The organism is Flavobacterium chungnamense, from assembly GCF_039539165.1.
In the GTDB taxonomy this organism is placed as follows: Bacteria; Bacteroidota; Bacteroidia; order Flavobacteriales; family Flavobacteriaceae; genus Flavobacterium; species Flavobacterium chungnamense.
Genome location: NZ_BAABCS010000018.1, coordinates 1 through 16,045, shown reverse-complemented (window position 1 = coordinate 16,045; position 16,045 = coordinate 1). Strand labels below are relative to the sequence as shown.

19 protein-coding genes are annotated in these 16,045 nt (G+C 31.0%); 11 read left to right on the top strand and 8 right to left on the bottom strand.

Features of this window, described 5'->3' with window-relative positions; genetic code table 11:
* Positions 1-5 precede the first annotated feature (5 nt).
* From ABD771_RS09715 to ABD771_RS09700, 4 genes are all read left to right on the top strand, one after another.
* Positions 6-1,766 carry a KAP family P-loop NTPase fold protein gene (locus tag ABD771_RS09715; protein WP_345094009.1) on the top strand — a complete coding sequence of 587 codons (1,761 nt, stop codon included), beginning with the start codon at positions 6-8 and terminating at the stop codon, positions 1,764-1,766.
* 2 nt (positions 1,767-1,768) lie between these two features.
* Complete coding sequence (locus ABD771_RS09710; RefSeq protein WP_344816626.1) at positions 1,769-1,936, top strand: hypothetical protein; 168 nt, start codon at positions 1,769-1,771, stop codon at positions 1,934-1,936.
* Positions 1,937-2,722: a DUF481 domain-containing protein gene (locus ABD771_RS09705; RefSeq protein ID WP_345094007.1), complete on the top strand. Its 786-nt coding sequence runs from the start codon at positions 1,937-1,939 to the stop codon at positions 2,720-2,722. It abuts the gene before it with no gap.
* 367 nt (positions 2,723-3,089) lie between these two features.
* Positions 3,090-4,589: a DUF2779 domain-containing protein gene (locus tag ABD771_RS09700; RefSeq protein ID WP_345094005.1), complete on the top strand. Its 1,500-nt coding sequence runs from the start codon at positions 3,090-3,092 to the stop codon at positions 4,587-4,589.
* A 37-nt stretch (positions 4,590-4,626) separates the two neighbouring features.
* Here the strand turns inward: ABD771_RS09700 and ABD771_RS09695 are convergent, their stop codons facing one another.
* Genes ABD771_RS09695 through ABD771_RS09670 form a run of 6 tightly spaced genes read right to left on the bottom strand, consistent with a single transcriptional unit; the run spans position 4,627 to position 9,261 of the window.
* On the bottom strand, positions 4,627-5,100 hold the full coding sequence (locus ABD771_RS09695) for a hypothetical protein (RefSeq protein WP_345094003.1): 474 nt from the start codon (positions 5,098-5,100) through the stop codon (positions 4,627-4,629).
* Between the two features lie 12 nt (positions 5,101-5,112).
* A complete protein-coding gene (locus ABD771_RS09690) occupies positions 5,113-6,777 on the bottom strand; it encodes an ATP-binding protein (RefSeq protein ID WP_345094001.1) in 1,665 nt (554 codons plus the stop codon).
* Positions 6,778-6,790: 13 nt separating this feature from the next.
* Positions 6,791-7,969, bottom strand: a complete 1,179-nt coding sequence (locus tag ABD771_RS09685) for a HesA/MoeB/ThiF family protein (RefSeq protein WP_345093999.1) — start codon at positions 7,967-7,969, stop codon at positions 6,791-6,793.
* A 56-nt stretch (positions 7,970-8,025) separates the two neighbouring features.
* Positions 8,026-8,238 carry a hypothetical protein gene (locus ABD771_RS09680; protein WP_345093996.1) on the bottom strand — a complete coding sequence of 71 codons (213 nt, stop codon included), beginning with the start codon at positions 8,236-8,238 and terminating at the stop codon, positions 8,026-8,028.
* A 32-nt stretch (positions 8,239-8,270) separates the two neighbouring features.
* On the bottom strand, positions 8,271-8,693 hold the full coding sequence (locus tag ABD771_RS09675) for a hypothetical protein (RefSeq protein WP_345093994.1): 423 nt from the start codon (positions 8,691-8,693) through the stop codon (positions 8,271-8,273).
* Positions 8,686-9,261, bottom strand: coding sequence for a hypothetical protein (locus tag ABD771_RS09670; protein ID WP_345093992.1), 576 nt, complete (start codon positions 9,259-9,261; stop codon positions 8,686-8,688). Before ABD771_RS09670 ends, ABD771_RS09675 begins: the two co-directional genes overlap by 8 nt.
* A 478-nt stretch (positions 9,262-9,739) precedes the next feature.
* Between ABD771_RS09670 and ABD771_RS09665 the strand changes: the two genes are divergently transcribed.
* The 3 genes from ABD771_RS09665 (at position 9,740) to ABD771_RS09655 (ending at position 12,360) form a co-directional block, all read left to right on the top strand.
* The gene (locus ABD771_RS09665; protein ID WP_345093990.1) at positions 9,740-10,828 is read left to right on the top strand and encodes a WYL domain-containing protein; all 1,089 of its coding nucleotides are present in this window, start codon (positions 9,740-9,742) and stop codon (positions 10,826-10,828) included.
* A 3-nt stretch (positions 10,829-10,831) separates the two neighbouring features.
* Positions 10,832-11,728, top strand: a complete 897-nt coding sequence (locus ABD771_RS09660; protein WP_345093988.1) for a hypothetical protein — start codon at positions 10,832-10,834, stop codon at positions 11,726-11,728.
* Between the two features lie 62 nt (positions 11,729-11,790).
* On the top strand, positions 11,791-12,360 hold the full coding sequence (locus ABD771_RS09655; RefSeq protein WP_345093986.1) for a hypothetical protein: 570 nt from the start codon (positions 11,791-11,793) through the stop codon (positions 12,358-12,360).
* A gap of 6 nt (positions 12,361-12,366) precedes the next feature.
* On the opposite strand, the gene ABD771_RS09650 is transcribed toward ABD771_RS09655, so the two are convergent.
* The gene (locus tag ABD771_RS09650; protein WP_344816638.1) at positions 12,367-12,783 is read right to left on the bottom strand and encodes a hypothetical protein; all 417 of its coding nucleotides are present in this window, start codon (positions 12,781-12,783) and stop codon (positions 12,367-12,369) included.
* Between the two features lies 1 nt (position 12,784).
* The gene (locus tag ABD771_RS09645) at positions 12,785-13,765 is read right to left on the bottom strand and encodes a helix-turn-helix transcriptional regulator (RefSeq protein WP_345093983.1); all 981 of its coding nucleotides are present in this window, start codon (positions 13,763-13,765) and stop codon (positions 12,785-12,787) included.
* 99 nt (positions 13,766-13,864) lie between these two features.
* On the opposite strand from ABD771_RS09645, the gene ABD771_RS09640 reads away from it, so the two are divergent.
* The 4 genes from ABD771_RS09640 to ABD771_RS09625 all read left to right on the top strand — a co-directional run bounded on the left by ABD771_RS09640 (position 13,865) and on the right by ABD771_RS09625 (position 15,963).
* Positions 13,865-14,332, top strand: a complete 468-nt coding sequence (locus ABD771_RS09640; protein ID WP_345093982.1) for a hypothetical protein — start codon at positions 13,865-13,867, stop codon at positions 14,330-14,332.
* A 2-nt stretch (positions 14,333-14,334) separates the two neighbouring features.
* Positions 14,335-14,769, top strand: coding sequence for a hypothetical protein (locus ABD771_RS09635; RefSeq protein ID WP_345093980.1), 435 nt, complete (start codon positions 14,335-14,337; stop codon positions 14,767-14,769).
* A 59-nt stretch (positions 14,770-14,828) separates the two neighbouring features.
* A complete protein-coding gene (locus tag ABD771_RS09630; RefSeq protein ID WP_345093978.1) occupies positions 14,829-15,512 on the top strand; it encodes a hypothetical protein in 684 nt (227 codons plus the stop codon).
* Positions 15,513-15,672: 160 nt separating this feature from the next.
* The gene (locus ABD771_RS09625; RefSeq protein ID WP_345093975.1) at positions 15,673-15,963 is read left to right on the top strand and encodes a hypothetical protein; all 291 of its coding nucleotides are present in this window, start codon (positions 15,673-15,675) and stop codon (positions 15,961-15,963) included.
* The last annotated feature ends 82 nt before the right edge of the window (positions 15,964-16,045 follow it).

The window sequence follows — 16,045 nt, the reverse complement described above, 5'->3', positions numbered from 1 at the left end:
TAAAAATGAAAAATTCTAACATAATTGACAAACCAAGAAAAGCTGGTGCTCCCGATTTATTAGGGGTAGATGATTATATGAAAGCTTTAATTAAGTTTGTGGAGACGAGTAATATGCCAACAACAATTGCCGTTCAAGGCGAATGGGGTAGCGGAAAAACTTCGATGCTTAACCAAATTAAACATGAAATTTGCGAAACAGGTCTAAATAAGGAGTTAGACGACAAATTACCTTATTATGGTATATGGATTAATACATGGCAGTATTCTATAATGAAAACCAGAGAGGAAACCTTGATGGCAATCATTGGCGGACTAACTAATGAAATTTCTAAAATTATAAAGCGAAAACATGAGACGCAATCGCAAGCCGTTTTAAATAAAGTTTCTAGCTTATTTGGAAAAATTGCAAAGGCTGGAGCTAAAGCTGCTGTATCTCAAATTGGTTTAGAAGGTGACTTAATTGATGCCGTTATAGGAAATGGCGAAGACACTGTTGATTTGTTAAATTTTAAAAACTCTTTACAAGAAGCCATAAATACCTGTTTAGAATTAGATAAAAAACAAGGAAATAACAATAGAGGTTTTATTTTTTTTATTGATGACTTAGATCGAATTGATCCTCCTGTAGCGGTCGAGATATTAGAATTAATCAAAAATATTTTTGAAGTTGACAATTGTATTTTTGTATTAGCTATTGATTATGAAGTAGTAGTCAAAGGATTGGTTCCTAAGTTTGGCCCTTTAACAGATAAAAATGAAAGAGAATTTAGATCGTTTTTTGATAAAATTATTCAACTACCATTTTCTATGCCTGTCGCTATGTATGATGTAAATCATTTTCTAATTCAATCGTTAGAAGATATTGGCTACATAGATGAAAAGTTTGTCGAAAATGAGTCTATGAAGGATCGATTAACCGATTTTGCTATGCTTTCTGTTGGGACTAACCCTAGATCATTAAAAAGATTAATCAACACAATATCATTACTTAAAATTATTGGTGAACAAAAAAATGAGAATGGAAAACAAGTATATGAATTAGTGGTCAATTTTGGTTTAGTATGTATCCAAATTGCTTATCCTAAAATTTACCAGGCACTTATTGAAGAGCCCGATTATAAATCATGGACAGATAAAACTGCTAAAAAAATGAGATTGATGGAGTTATCAGAATCTCAGTCAATTGCTTTGAAAGATACTACCGAATTTGATGAAGAATGGGAAATAGTACTTTTTAGGATTTGTCAAAATGATCCTTATCTATCTTCGAGAGCATTTCAGATTTCATTATTATTAAATTATTTAAGCGAAATAGTTCCAAACAACTTAGACTTTGGAGATGAAATAGCTAGAATATTAGGTGCTAGTTCGGTAACAAGTGTGAGTTTAGATAGTATTCCAAAACAAGCTAAAAAAGGTGAAAAAATAAGGTTTGAAGGTTGGCAGGGATTTGAACAAATGTTGAAAGGAAATAAAGCGATTACTACATTTTTGCCTGATTTAAAAACTATTCATGATTATTTTGAGACAGAATATAAAGATTTAATTCAATTTAATTATACTCCAAACTTTTTAACCATAGCTTGTAAATATCCTAGTTCAAGATCTAGAACTATAATTTTTATTAGATTAAAAAAAGAATCTGTTTTATTTGAATATTCTGGCAAGACAGTTTTGATTAGCATAATCTCTGATTTTAATGATACTGTAAAATCGGAATTAAAAATACGTTTTAATGAATTATCAACTAAACAATTAAAGTAACTATGTTTGGATTTAAAGGAAAATATGGAGTTTCATTCTCTCTAAATAGACTAATTGGTATCAGTGGCTTAAAGAATAGTATAGCTAGAAAAACAGGTATTCCTACCACAAAAGGAGGAATTGAAAGAAAAATAGGTAGAACAATTATAAACACCATTTTTGGTAAATAAATGAGGTTCCTAATCAACAAGTATAACTTGACCATTATTTTATGCATATTGTTTTTTAACAATACTTATTCTCAATTGGTTAATATAGAAAGTCAACGGATTCAAACAGATTCAATTCGATTTGTTATAAATGGTGATTTAAGCTATTCTAGTCAGAAAAATAACAATGAAAAATTTTCAGTTTTTGGGGCATCATTTACATCACAATTAAAAACTAAGTCATTAAAAGATATTTTTCTTTTATTAGCGAACGCTAATTATTCTAAAGTAAATGATGATGATCTCAGTAATTCTTTATTAATACATGGAAGGTATAATAGAAAATTATCCAAATTTATTAGACTAGAAGCCTTTTTGCAATATCAAACCAACAAACTTTTAGGAATAGATTATAGAGAATTGATTGGAATTGGACCAAGATTCAAAATCCCTAACAAAAAGGATTTAAAACTATATTATGGTCTATTGTATATGCATGAAAATGAAAAAACCATTAATAAAAATAATCTAATTTACTATTCTAACTTAAATAGAATATCAACCTACTTATCGGGTTCTATAAAAATAGCTAAAGATATTGGGGAATTCACTACAGTAACCTATTATCAACCTTGTATTAATGACTTTAACAATTACAGATTAAACAATCAAAGTAGCCTGACATTTACTTTGACCTCTCATGTTAAATTCATAAATACATTAACTATTTTGTATGATGCATCGCCTCCTATTGGTATTTCTAAATCTAATGTTAGTTTTACTAATGGAATTAAAATTTCATATTGAAATGATGAATAAAATAAAGTTTTACAATGTTGTGAAACCATTATAAAAGAGTATTATTAATTGATCTAATGTAAAGAAGTTAATGAAGTTTCCGTTAAAAACAAATAGAATTAAGAGAAAAGATACAATAGAAGAAAATAATTTAAAGCTGAATATTGAATTAGATAATTTTGGAATAAAATTAATCAAAGTCATTGGTATTGTAGGTTTGATAATAGGGTTTGTTGTTTTAATTGTATTCTATTTTTGGGTATTTAAAAAAATGTTTTAAAAATCAAAAACCGTTGATAAATGTTGTATCTATATCAACCAATCAATAGATTAAATTTATAAATTTAGTACCTCTTAAAACTTATCCAAATAACAAATGCCTCCATACAAACACAAAATATCCAAATCTCGTTTTGTTTCGGGAATGCAATGTGAGAAAAAATTATACTTTGATATGTTCAGAGGTGATTTAAAACCCACACTATCTGAACAACAAAAAGCACTTTTTGAATCAGGAAATCTAGTTGGTGAATTGGCGCAAAAAGTGTTTCCAAACGGAAAAGATGCCAGTCCAGAAAGTTATTATGACTTCTCAAAATCAATTGAACAAACAAGATCATGGATTAGTGAAGGAGTGACTACCATTTATGAAGCTGCTTTTTTTCATGATGAAGTGTTGGCTGCACTAGATATTTTGCATCATCAAGATAATGAGCGATGGGCTATTGAAGTTAAAAGTAGTACTTCGCTAAAAGACTATCATATTCTTGATGCTTCTTTGCAATACTGGGTAATGACCCAATCGGGATTTAAGCCAGATCGGTTTTATTTGATGCATATCAATAATAGTTATGTTAAAAATGGTGCCATTGAAGTAGAACAACTGTTTACTTTAGTCGATATTACGCATCAAGTAATTACAAATCAAGAAATGGTTGAAAACAATCTTTCTAGATTTAAAGGACTATCAAAAGAAACAGAACCTATAATTGCTATTGGAAAACAATGCTCCTCTCCTTTTGATTGTGATTATAAAGAACATTGTTGGCAACATATTCCTAAAAATTCTGTTTTTGAATTAGGAAATGCTAGAGGAAAAGATTGGGAATTGTATAATAAAGGAATAGTAGAATTAATAAATATTCCGAATGACATTGAATTATCCCATCGTCAACACCTTCAGGTGGAAGGATTAAAAAATGGAACTTCTTATATTGATAAAACGTCAATAGTTGAATTTGTCTCTAAATGCCACTACCCGCTCTATTTTTTTGATTTCGAAACCATCTTTCCTGCCCTACCCATAGTGGATAATTCAAGTCCGTTTCAACAAATCCCTTTTCAATATTCTTTGCATATTTTGGAAGATGAAAATGCTCCATTGTTACACAAAGAATTTCTAGCGGAACCCTCCTATTTTAAAACAAATAACAAAACAAAAGATCCAAGAAAGAAACTAATTGAACAATTACAATCAGACATTGGAACTACAGGAAGTATTTTGGCCTATAACGCCACCTTTGAAATTGATGTGTTAAAAAAATTAGCACTTGCTTATCCTGAAGACGCAAACTTTCTGAATGATTTGGCAAATCGTTTTGTGGATTTATTAGTGGTATTCAAAAATGGCTGGTACTATAAACCCGAAATGAAAGCATCGGCTTCTATAAAATCGGTTTTGCCTGCCATTGCACCTGAATTCAGTTATAAAGATTTAGAAATTTCTGATGGTGGTCTTGCTAGCTCCACTTTTTCATCTTTGATTGAAGGCACTATCGAGTTTACTCCCGATCTAAAAAACAATCTTTTAGTGTATTGCGAACGAGATACCGAAGGAATGGTAATTTTATGGAAAGAATTATTGAGATGTATTTAAGATTTTAATAAATTCTTTCGAAATAAATTACAACCAATTACCCTAAAATCCCTTGCAACAATAAAAAGACTATTGGTGCATCACAGTTTATTACATAGACGCTTTTTTCCTTTCCACTGTAATCAATTTGATACCTGATTATAAAGGGATCATTCAAATTAAAGGAATAATAGGAATGAACTTCTAAAAATTGTTCTATGCTACTTTCTTTAAGAGAACCAAAATGGTTTGACTCTCTTAAAGATTGAGATTGTTTTGACAAAACCTTAATATGTGCTATGGTATTTTCATCATCAAGTACCTTTTTAGTATTTGAATAATGATGAAAAAAGTTTTCATTTTCGGAACTTGAATTCATAATCACAATGGTATCGTATTCCAGCTCTTTTTTAAAAAATTTAAGTTGGTCTACGCAAGCAAATATATTCGACTGTTTTGTAAGGTTTGTTATTCGATAACGCTTTTGCAAATCTGTTTTTAGTAAGTCTAATAAGTCCCAATTTGTGTTCATAATGTTTATTTTTTAAGCAAATCCAATTTTATCACTTTTGTTTTTTCTGAAATTTAATTCTTGTTCAATATACGAAATAAATTTACTTGATTCTGACGAGGATGTTCCAAACAACAATTGTTCTGTTAGACATCTTTTCTTAACATTGTCAATTTGCCCACCGGTTAATGAATAGTCCATACTAGCTTTAACTAATAAATCTTCATCAACATCTTCATTAAAACTCTGTTTTAAGATAGCTAATCTTGTTTCTTTGTTAGGTTTTTCAAATTGAAGTTTATACAACATTCTTCTGTCAAAGGCCGTGTCAATATTAATCAACATATTAGTGGTAGCTATGAAAATACCTTTAAAGTCTTCGAGTTCTTGCAGCAACATATTTTGGACCGAGTTATACATTTGATCGACTGATTTTTCTACAATACCTCTTTTGCTAATAATGGCGTCTGCTTCATTAAATAAGAGTATTGGAGTTCTATCATAATAAGTCATTGCCTCTCGGTATTCTTTGAAAACCCGTTTAATGTTCTTTTCTGATTGCCCAACAAACATGTTATGCAATTGACTAATATCAACCATCAAAACAACCCTATTATTTTGTTTAGCCAATTGTTTTACCAATTCTGTTTTACCCGTTCCAGCTGCTCCATGAAACAATAGTGTCAATCCCGACTGCAAACCATGTTCTTCAAATCGAGTCATTACCTCATCATAAGCATCGGATGTCAGTTGAAACACTTCGTCAATTTGCTCTTGATTTTCTTCGTTGAAAAATAACTTCTTCTCACTAATAGCATCTGGCAGAATAACTTGTGACAACTTGGGTCTAAAGGGTTTCTTTACATCCGACTCCATAATTTCAAGCTCGTCTCTCAATCGATTACCTAGACTTACTCTAGAAAAATCAGCTAAAAAAGGTTCGTTAAAAACTAAAAATTCTTCTTTAAAGAGAATGCTTTTTTCTGAACTCACTCTGTTTTTAAAAACATAAGGAAATGAAGGGTCAGCACAAAACTTATCCAATTCATAATTCAAGTCAAACTCATCTACACCTGCTGCAGTGAATGCCATAACATAGAACAAAACTGTTTTTTCAGGATTGGTGATTAGTTCATTTTTAAAAATGGAATCAATAACCGGAAAACATCTAAAATGCGCCACGTAGTCCAAGACCGCCTCTACCAAATATTCATTATCAGTATCGACCATAGTATTCTTAAGAAATTTCATAATACTGAACATGGCTTTGATAACATTATCAGGAACAATAATGTCCAATAAGGATTTATCTTGCAATAAAATGGAATTCATGACCTCTTGAGAGAAATTATAATCGTTAATACTCTCAACATCATAGTTATTCTTGTTAGGAACCATCCAACCTTTCTTTTTAAGCTCATTTAATTTAGCGCTTACCTCTAAATAATTGATGGTTTTGTAACCAAGATACTTCATCGTTTGATTGACATTAAACTTATTTCCTGCAATTTGTTCGCACAACAATACAGCCATAACAGTCGCTGTATTACTGTCCACATCAAAAAAGAATCGGATTCGGTCTATGTCCTCTTTTAACTCAAGTTGCAATTCAAAATCTTCTAATAAGTATTTTCCTTTATATTCATAAACAGCACACAAGCTGCTAATTAATTCGTTTTGATATAGGTTATTTTTCATTTTTCTTAAGTTATTAATTACAACAAGTACAGTTTTCGTTTGCTGGTATGTCGGTTCCGTACCACTTCAAGATAGTAGGAAGACCTTGTGCATCATTAAAGGGTCTATAATTAGTATAGTACATGCTTCTTCTATTAGCCCAGAAATAATAGTTATAGGTGAACTCTTTTACTAGATAAGGCATAGCAGTTGGAGTAAAGCGATTCAATTCTATCAAACATAATTTAACTATCATATTGCAGATTGGCATAATATCAGAAGAAAGCCCAACTTGTACTAAGACGTCCTTATCTTCAGGTGAAACATACGCTGGCAGTAATCCTTCTAATTGTTTATTGGTAGATATCTCCTCTTCTTGGCTGTATTTATTGGTGCCATCATCGTTAATTAAACAAGAGTAACAAGTTCTAGCATCGGGTTTCAATATAAAAACATCGCCACCTTCTGCCCTAGTTATGGCTCTACCAAAAATCACTGTTTTTTGTAACTTGATGGCTGCTTGATTTATGGCAAAACGACTCGTGTTATTATCGGTAGCACAGATAACCAAATCGGATTTAGCCATAAGCGTATGAAGTAATTGATACTTCTTAACCACTGAAACTTCATGAGTATCAATTTTGGCAAAAGGATTTTTTTGAAGAATCAAATCCCTGACTGCTTTTGTCTTATACCTTCCCAAATCGTTTATTCCACATTGGTGTCTGGATATGTTGTGCAACTCCATAAAATCCATATCTATTAGGATAAACTCACCAACTCCAGACTTTGCTAATTCAACAGCAATGGTACTACCGAAGCTTCCTAGACCAATAATTAACACCTTGCATTGTTCCATATACTCCGTTTCTAACAAGCCTTTGCTTCTTGAGTATAGCTCGCTCTTCTTAGGAATAAAATGAATATCACAATCTACTACAGTATCAATATCAAATAGGTGTGCTTTATGTTCTAATTTTTCAGTTCCTTGATACAGACATATCAATAGCAAATGTGCTCCGTCTTTTGGAAAATGGTCAAACAAGTAATTGTAAAAGGCTTCTCTACTTTCCTCAAAAGCTTTTTTATCTTCGAATACTCGAATATAAGCCACTGCAGGATAACCAGCAGGAGCAACTTTAGGTGGTTTGGTATATACATGGTAAACGCCTTCACCTCGCCATTCATAAGCGACAGCCGTAGTTTGTTCCACATTGGAAGCTAGAACTTCCAATAATTGTTCTTCGTATAAAAATACTTTATTTTTCATCACTTAGCTTTATTTGCAAAGCCATCTTGAGCAATAGAATTGATAGTAGTAGCATCAGCTGGCAAATTATCACTGGTTTTAGCAATGACAAATTCACCAGTGGAAGGATCAAAGACCAATTGAGTTGCAGGCTTACGATTGCCTTTGTTAAGTTGGTCCAAGGATTGCAATACTTCGGTATTGCTAGCAGGAATAATAGCATTTTTGTTCATAAAGAGATAGTATATAATTATAATTAAGAATCCTAACATTGTAAATAATCATTGATTGGTTTGCCGTTTTTTAAATGCCCTTCGTATGCTTCTATCCAAATCTTTACCTTGAGAATAACTTTGTATAAGCTTTGGTTAGGATTCCAATTACCAGGAAGGAAATGACATATCTGTACTCCTTTTGAACTGTTTTCAAGGATGTGCATTTGATGCGAGAACTCAGGCAAACGTTTTCCTTTAAAATTTTTCAAACCTATTGGGTAAACAATAAAAGCATTGGGCATCTCCAATGGATAGATTTCTGAGAGTTCAATCTTGATTTGATAAATTTTACCAGATTGCGATTTCACACCTACCAACAACATTTCTTCTCCATCAACTTCTGAAAAAAGAAATCGATTGGCAAAATACCTTTTCAAGATGGCAGTTTCAAAAAGAAGGCGTGACTCATTCATGACATTCTTCATTAGGTTCAATTACTTTAGTTGCCATTTCAACTATATAATTAAACGTATTTAAAACCAAGGAGCCATCAGAATTCCAATCTGAGGATTCCAACAGTTTACGAAATCTTATATTGTCCAAATCAAATTTGTATACTAAAGGAGCGGTAGTAGGAAAAGCATCAGGAAAAGTAACTTTACATAGGCCTGATTCTTCAGAACCAAACAGCAAATAAACCAAGTCTGTCGCATCCTCTTGTTTTGCTTTAACATATCCAAATTCTTGGTTCAATTTGTGCATGATGCCATTTAAAACTTCGCGATTACTTTTGATTCGTAGCCAGTAGTTTTCCGGATAATTCGGTTTGGAATAGACTTGGTCTTCAAGCGTAGTTTCTAACAAATTAACTACACGAGCATGTTCTGTTTTCGGCTGATATAAATACGAGGTACAAGTAGCATCAAAAATGGTTCTGATAGGCGACTCCCCAGGCAACACAACAAATCCTGAATGATCGTAAAGATGTTCTTTTCCTCTGTTGTACTGATAGGCATTAATAGTAGTACTATCGTCGTTCACTATGTTGCCAATCATCAACAGAAAACGATCCAGTTGATAGGTATTCATAGCTTTTACAACTGTAGTAGAATCTTGTTGAGAGGGCTTTTTCAATTTAAAGGTGTGGTGCGAATGAAAATTTCCCAAATGCTGTAAGCCGTGTTTAGTTCGCAGCTCATCCCCAATAGACTTTAGATAATCTTCGTCTTGATGGAAAGTGGTTTCAGTACGTTTGCATCGTTCGCCAGGACCAATTATGTATTGAATTACAGGATGCCCTGTGTGCGACCAGAAGCCGAAAAGGTCACAACCTGTTTCGATTTCGGGAAAGTCTAAGGTGCATTGGGAGAGAAAATTTAACTCCGATTGATAGATGAGAACTTTGGATTGAATAGTGACCATTGGTATTGTGTTTTAATTTCTATGCAAAAATAATATACTAGTATGCAAAGTGGGTTTGCATAGTTTTTTTGTATGTTTGCACTGTAATAAAAGATATATGGATTACAATTACGGAAACTCAAAAGAACAGATTAAACGAATAGATTGTCTATTATCTTATCTTGAGCTGCATAAAGGTGCTACTTTAAATAACATATTAGACAATTATGAAAGAAAACTCAAATTAGTATTTAACCGTAAAAATGTAAATAGGCAATTTTCTTATGACAAAGCACTTTTAAAAAAAGAAGGAGTCATTATTGAATATAATTCAGATACCAAAGGTTATGAAATAACTGAATTTCCTAAGAAAAATAAAAAAATGTTGATTTCTGAGGAGTGCATTAATGATTTACCCATTCTCTTTAGCCTGTTAAATGTGGGAGAACATTTACCTTCAGTAGAATGGTTAAAAGAAGAACTTCACCAAAAATACAACATCAATGAATATTTGTGGGAAAATGAAACTTATTTCTCTAGTAACTTTATTCAACAACACAATGATGAAATTATTGAATTAGGTATCAAGATCATAAATTACATGAAACAAGGTCAAGCCATTGAATTTGAATACCGAAAAGTAAATACCTATGAAAAAGCAGCATATGTGATAGCGCCTCTTCAAATACGATTGAGCAATGACATGTATTTTTTAGTTGGTTGCAAGTATCAGCACACTGAATTTGTACCTCAAATAAATACTTTTAGAATTGATATGATTGAAAACTTAAAAGTTAAAGAAGCAAAAATAATAAACAAGGAGAACGAAAAAATTAAGTTGATTTATAACTATAAAGATTTAGCTGAAAAAGAAACAAATTTAAAAGATTATTTTACTCATTGCATTGGAATATTTAACCCCAACCATGGAGGTAAAAAAGAAGACCCAAAACATATCAAACTAAAATTTTACAGATGGGCCTGTAGTCAAGTTTTTAAAAAAAAATTACATCCTTCACAGCGTATTCCCTTGGGAATTCAAAAAGAAATGGTTGACGGTAAAGAAGAAATTTTTTGTGTCGTTCATCTTTATGTCTTCGATACTGTTGAATTAGAAAATTTACTTGGTCGTTTTAGAGAGGATGTAAGAAAATTTAACAAAAAAAATAATACTTTTGAAAAAATATTAACCTTTAAAAACCAATAAATTATGCTTACTGAATTAGAATACGAAGATTTATGGAATCTTCATTTTGTTCCAATTGTTCCAGCTGCCACATTTATGCCTCCATACGCTGACTATGTTATTCGCGAAAATATGTTCGAGGATTATCTTGATATTTTTAGAGGAAAAAATACTAGAAATACTGAAACTATCAGACCAATAGTACCCGAAAATTGGTATTATGACCATCCTTTTTTTAATCCTGATGGAACTCCAAAATCAAAAGAAAAACCTTGTATTCAGTATATATTGATAGGGGAAGCTGCTCCAAAAAAGAAAGAAACAAAAGAAAATAAAAACGCAGTTGAAAATTTAACATATATTTATAATACCATCCCTAAAGGTGGCCAATATATAACTTCGATACTCAATGCTTTTGACTTACTAGAAATTGATAAAATGGAAACAAAAGATAGATTAATTAAAATGGCAGAAAAAGGAGTTGTTTTAATTGATATGTTTCCATTTGCTATTAAGTATACTTTTCGTGGAAGATTAAATGATGGGGAAATAACTAAAGTTTTTTTTAAGTCTTGTTTAGAAAGAATAAAAGAACTTCCCGGACAAATAGAACCAAGACCAGCTTATAAAAGTGCGTTTGTTACTCCTCCAACAATTTGTAATTATTTAGCTGAATTAATCGAAAAAGAAGATATCGTAGTTGAAAGTAATTTTTTAGATCTCGATATTACTAAAAATAAATTAGGAGCAATGACAACATTAGTAAATGATAGCACAATAAAAATTACAATTTTATTAAATAATAAATATGATGTTGCAGGACAAAAAGAAATACCAAGTTATAAATGTTGTTGCTATAGTGGTGCAAAAACAGTACCTCACAAAACTTTTATCAAAAATACATTTGATTTACAACCTTAACAATTATAAAACTCCTTTTAATTTCTAATACTTTTTATTATTTTTTAAAATAATTTATTAATATGTCCCCATCTCTCCAAAAACTCAAAATAAATGTCTTTGGAGAGTTATGGACTTTAAAGAAAGTCGCACTTACACCTATTGAGTTTGAGTATTATGAGAGTATTGCTTCTAGAACGAATCAACTGCTTCATGAAGCTTTGTTAGATCCTTTCTTTTATCCAAAACTGAGATTAGAAAAGACGACTTCTTTTTTGGATTTAAAAGGTGAAGTAATTTCCGGTATTACTGAAAACACTTCCAATCAAATTGAGATTTGGTACAACGGAAAAAAAGAAAAAATATGGGTGGCTAATTTAAAAAACAGTACCCTCTTCCCTATTTATAATGTAAAATTCTCAGAACAACAAACGACTCTTTCTAATGGCATTTACATCGAAACCTACGAATTTGGTAAAATTGCTTCTTGCGAAATACTAATAGACGACTTTAAAAAAGAACTGTTAGAATTTAACTTTTTTAAAAACAATAATACACTGCTGCTCCAAGATAGTTTTAAATATAATGGTAAGGTATTGAAAGAATTAAAAACCGATAGTAACATCACGCGTTATCATAGTTTTGAGATTTAATTGATTTTAAATCACCTCTATTCCATCGGAGATTTTTAATTCGATATTGTAGTAGTTAAAATCGTTTGAATTTCCATTTTCAATTTCAATAATATTCAAAACACAATCATTCTGAGGTATTGGAGGAAATAGCAATGAAAAAAACCTCCAATCTTTTTTTGTTTCAAAGTAGTGATGCATTGGTGCTATGGGAATGTTTTCAGCATTGACAAGAGTATAACGCTTTTTTGTTATCTTATTTTCAATGAAAGTTTCTGGGGCTATTCTAATCCATCCTCCATTGATATAAATATCTTTAGCAACATAACCAAAATCAATTTTAGTATACTCAGGTGTCAAATGTATTCTAAGCAAATCTGGATTGCCATGGTGATTTTTGATTACTTTAGGATGAAATAGATAGTTCTTTTTTTGCGACTTCATATCAATTATTTTTAACTTCATTAATTAACCATTCAGGAGATACTACTACTATTTCTTTACCATACGATCGCAATTCCCTAACTAATTCAACTGTAGGAACCACCTCTATTGAAAAATCACAATAGCCATATTGACTCTTTTTTGCTTTCTGACTCTTATGAATAGGATAGGATTCAAAATAATTAGTAATCAAAGGTGTCGTTCTAAAAACTACTTTCTGCTTGGATTGATCTTCATAAGGATAAACACCATAAATATCGTTACAATACAAATCAATATCAGTTTGATTTATTAGGATGAATTTTCTTTTCAAGGGTATTGGCTCATAAATTCTATCAAAACCAAAAGTTCGCAAAGTAGTATGATATTCAGAAAACCCAATTAAATACCAACGATTATCAAATTCTTTCAACAGAATTGGATGAACAATAACTGATTTGTATTCTCTTTTCTGGAAGGAATAATGAATAAATGAAATAGGTGTTTTGTTTTTACAAGCAGAAAATAAAACATCAAAATTTTTAAATCCTCTAGAACCATTCACATAATCCGTTTGAATCAGTTTTCGATTGGTGTCTCCTTGTGGGAATTCTTCTTGATAAGTGGTTAAAATTTTATCTAAAGCTTGATTAAAACGGATACTAACTCTAGAACCACCAATGTTTTGTAACAACTCAATGGCCTCTTTAATACTTTCAATATCATGATCCGTTAATCCAACAGTATTAATTGAAAAATTTGGATTAGTATAATAATAACCATTATTACTTCTACTGTATTTAATGGGTGCATCAAAACCATCTGGCTCTGGAAGTTTCATATTTTTGATATCCTTTTCAATAGTATTTTCTGAAGGAAAAACATCCAATTTATTCAAACAAGCTTCTTGAATATCATTCAAGGTTGGATAAGGCTTGCTAGTATTCCTGATAAGGGAATCAATTACTTTATATCTTCTATAGGCTGATTTAGAAATTGGCATTGTTAATTTTTTTATAAAAATAGTAAAAAAAATCATTCCGTATATAGAATACGGTTGACCTCTTTAGCTTTGCTCTATAATTTAAAAATATTACTATTTATGAAATCAAATTTTGAAAAAGAAACACTCGAAGAAGTGCTTACAGAAACTGAATCTTATGTATTCGAAAACCCTATTTCACAATACACTCCAAATGAACATTTAGGTATTGAAAAAATTAGTTTAGAGGATGACTTCACCAGAATTGACTTTGTGTACATAGCACCAAAGCAATACATCAATGGTGGGTGGATTCAAATGGATTCGGGATGCTATATTAGACCTATAGGTTCTGAAGTGCGGTATAAAATGGTTAGTGCCATCAACATACCCATAGCGCCTGCAAAATATTACTTTAAAAGTAAAGGACAGGTACATCATTTCACATTGATTTTTCCTGCATTACCAAAAAGTGTGAAACAAATCGATATTATTGAAAGACTAGCCGAAGGAACATTCTTCAATTTTTTCAGAGTGGCACTGCAACATAACGCACCAACAGTAATTAGAATTATAAACGAGAATTAAGAATGAAAACACAATTTAAACAAGGCCAAGTAGTTCGATTTAAAAATTACAGACGGAATAAAGACGAAAAAGAAGCTTATTTTATTGTAATTCAAGAAGAAGATGCAACTAACGAAATGGTGCTTTATACTATCAATACAAACCGATATTATATATCGGGCACCACAATTATACCTGAATTTCCGGAAGAAGATTTACGAATAGTTGACCTTAGACCAAGTGATTTAATCAACCAAGAAATAACGATTAAAGAAAACCTATTTAATGATGTAGTAATTGGTGTTGCCGTTTATTTTGGTAGTAAGAATGACACTATTGAATTCAATCAGGTTGGTAATTTTTTGGTTTCCAATATTGAATTTGAATTTAGTTCAACGATTAAACATCGATTGAAAGGGAATTTAAACATCAAATTAGACTATAACAACAACTTTTAACAACAAATACTATGATCATTTTAAAATCAATTCTGAAATTCTACCTTTATGGAGTGGTTATGTCGCTAATAATAGTGGGATTCATACATATTTATGGACTGCTATTTGATACCTTTTATTCCTATCCTGAACTTCCGACTATAATAAAAACCGGTTTGTTAAGTGGACTGCCTTTAGGATTATTTATATTCTTGTTAACTGCAAGTAACAAACCTTTAAAAACCAAGAACAAATATGTGCTGTTATCCATAAAAACAGCAACTTATTATTGGTTTGGAATACTACTAGGGTTAGTGCTCATCGGTTTCCTTCAATTGTACATTTTTGTGTATAACGTAGATTATAATTACGCGACTTTAGAAAACATATTCGGCTTTTCAATCTTGTTAGGAATACCCTTAGGAATACTTGTTCATGTATTAATAACATTAGCAGAAAGTAGAAATGCTGTTGAAATAAGTACCAAGCACCTTATCAACCAAGCTACTTCTGAACTGATAATTAACTCCTCAACCAATAAAATTCAATGTTTGAAATTAGTACTAAACACTACCGAATTTCAAGAAAACACTATCCTTTACAATCCTAAACTACCTTTAGATATTGTATTTAAAGATGGTATGATTGAAAAAAAAATAACTATTAAAAAAGAACAATATAATTTTAAAATTACCAATACTAATTCGGATACAATTATAATTCCAACAGCAATGGATTGTACTATTCAATTAGATAAAATTTAAAAATATCAGATACTATCTAATCCTTTTTTCTCAATTGCAAGGTTGCAAAGATGGTTGTTTTTGATATGGTCCATTTAATTTTGTCCCATAATTTTAAACAATCCATATCATGAAAAACAAAAAAACACTTTACCATTTTGTATTAGACCGAAGTGGTTCGATGTCAAACTGCACTGAAACAACAATTAGCGGATTCAATGCTCAAGTAGAAACAATCAAGAAATTACAAGAAGAATTTCCAGAACAAGAATTTGAAGTATCCCTAACAATTTTTGATGACGTTATCGATCATGTGCAATCACATGTTGCTATCAACAACTTCGAGTCTCTAAGTAGTGCAAGATATACTCCAAGAGGAGCCACTGCCCTATTAGATGCTATTGGTATGTCGATCAACCAAATTAGAATGTCTAACGAGACAAAGATACTAAATAACGTGAGTTCGACATAAAATTATTGAAAAAGAATTAATTGTTTAGTATCTACAAAGTTGTTTTTTAAAGATGGTTTTTTCTCAGCAAAATTGTAAGCAA

What these genes read in the sequence shown, in the direction of transcription:
- ABD771_RS09665 (WP_345093990.1), top strand. Translation starts at nt 9,740, where the DNA reads ATGGATTACAATTACGGAAACTCAAAAGAACAGATTAAACGAATAGAT.
- ABD771_RS09710 (WP_344816626.1), top strand. Translation starts at nt 1,769, where the DNA reads ATGTTTGGATTTAAAGGAAAATATGGAGTTTCATTCTCTCTAAATAGA.
- ABD771_RS09675 (WP_345093994.1), bottom strand. Translation starts at nt 8,693, where the DNA reads ATGAATGAGTCACGCCTTCTTTTTGAAACTGCCATCTTGAAAAGGTAT.
- ABD771_RS09680 (WP_345093996.1), bottom strand. Translation starts at nt 8,238, where the DNA reads ATGAACAAAAATGCTATTATTCCTGCTAGCAATACCGAAGTATTGCAA.
- ABD771_RS09635 (WP_345093980.1), top strand. Translation starts at nt 14,335, where the DNA reads ATGAAAACACAATTTAAACAAGGCCAAGTAGTTCGATTTAAAAATTAC.
- ABD771_RS09650 (WP_344816638.1), bottom strand. Translation starts at nt 12,783, where the DNA reads ATGAAGTCGCAAAAAAAGAACTATCTATTTCATCCTAAAGTAATCAAA.
- ABD771_RS09660 (WP_345093988.1), top strand. Translation starts at nt 10,832, where the DNA reads ATGCTTACTGAATTAGAATACGAAGATTTATGGAATCTTCATTTTGTT.
- ABD771_RS09715 (WP_345094009.1), top strand. Translation starts at nt 6, where the DNA reads ATGAAAAATTCTAACATAATTGACAAACCAAGAAAAGCTGGTGCTCCC.
- ABD771_RS09645 (WP_345093983.1), bottom strand. Translation starts at nt 13,765, where the DNA reads ATGCCAATTTCTAAATCAGCCTATAGAAGATATAAAGTAATTGATTCC.
- ABD771_RS09640 (WP_345093982.1), top strand. Translation starts at nt 13,865, where the DNA reads ATGAAATCAAATTTTGAAAAAGAAACACTCGAAGAAGTGCTTACAGAA.
- ABD771_RS09625 (WP_345093975.1), top strand. Translation starts at nt 15,673, where the DNA reads ATGTCAAACTGCACTGAAACAACAATTAGCGGATTCAATGCTCAAGTA.
- ABD771_RS09705 (WP_345094007.1), top strand. Translation starts at nt 1,937, where the DNA reads ATGAGGTTCCTAATCAACAAGTATAACTTGACCATTATTTTATGCATA.
- ABD771_RS09655 (WP_345093986.1), top strand. Translation starts at nt 11,791, where the DNA reads ATGTCCCCATCTCTCCAAAAACTCAAAATAAATGTCTTTGGAGAGTTA.
- ABD771_RS09690 (WP_345094001.1), bottom strand. Translation starts at nt 6,777, where the DNA reads ATGAAAAATAACCTATATCAAAACGAATTAATTAGCAGCTTGTGTGCT.
- ABD771_RS09700 (WP_345094005.1), top strand. Translation starts at nt 3,090, where the DNA reads ATGCCTCCATACAAACACAAAATATCCAAATCTCGTTTTGTTTCGGGA.
- ABD771_RS09695 (WP_345094003.1), bottom strand. Translation starts at nt 5,100, where the DNA reads ATGAACACAAATTGGGACTTATTAGACTTACTAAAAACAGATTTGCAA.
- ABD771_RS09630 (WP_345093978.1), top strand. Translation starts at nt 14,829, where the DNA reads ATGTCGCTAATAATAGTGGGATTCATACATATTTATGGACTGCTATTT.